At 65.6% G+C, this 535-nt stretch carries 1 protein-coding gene; it reads left to right on the top strand.

Annotated features, from left to right (window positions below; all coding sequences use genetic code 11):
• A partial coding sequence (locus QZ269_RS13485; protein ID WP_291427199.1) for a DUF4384 domain-containing protein occupies nucleotides 1-535 on the top strand: 535 nt, incomplete at both ends.

The following is a 535-nucleotide window of genomic DNA, read 5'->3' as shown; positions in this document are numbered from 1 at the left end:
CAGCCTGACCTGAATGTCAGCGTGCGGGTCAGCAAGGATGCCAGCGGCGCGCAGAACCCTGCCTACCGCATCGACGAGCCGATCAGCATCAGCGCGACCGTCAACCGCGACGCGTACGTGTACCTGTTCAACGTCAACCCTGACGGCAGCGTCGATCAGGTTCTCCCCAACCGCCTGAGCGGCGCGAACTTCGTGAAGGCGAACACGACGACCACCTTCCCGGCGCCCGACGCGAACTTCACGTACACCGTGGGCGGCCCCATCGGGCAGAACAAGGTCCTGGCCCTGGCGAGCCTGACGCCGCTGAACCTGGATCAGATCAGCTCGTTCAAGACCACCCAGGATCAGTTTGCGACCGTGAGCGCCCGGGGCCAGGACGGCCTGGCCCAGGCGCTGAGCATCGTGGTCACGCCGCTGCCTCAGAACAGCTGGGTGAGTGACACGGCCTTCTACACGGTGGCCGCGCAGAACCCGGTGAGCACTGGCAGCCTGTTCGTGGGCACGAACGTGTCGGGTGCGACCGTGACCTTGAACG

The sequence above is a fragment of the Deinococcus sp. genome, assembly GCF_018260405.1.
GTDB lineage: Bacteria > Deinococcota > Deinococci > Deinococcales > Deinococcaceae > Deinococcus.
The sequence above is the reverse complement of the archived record's forward strand: the minus strand, read 5'-3'. Positions and strand labels throughout refer to the sequence as shown.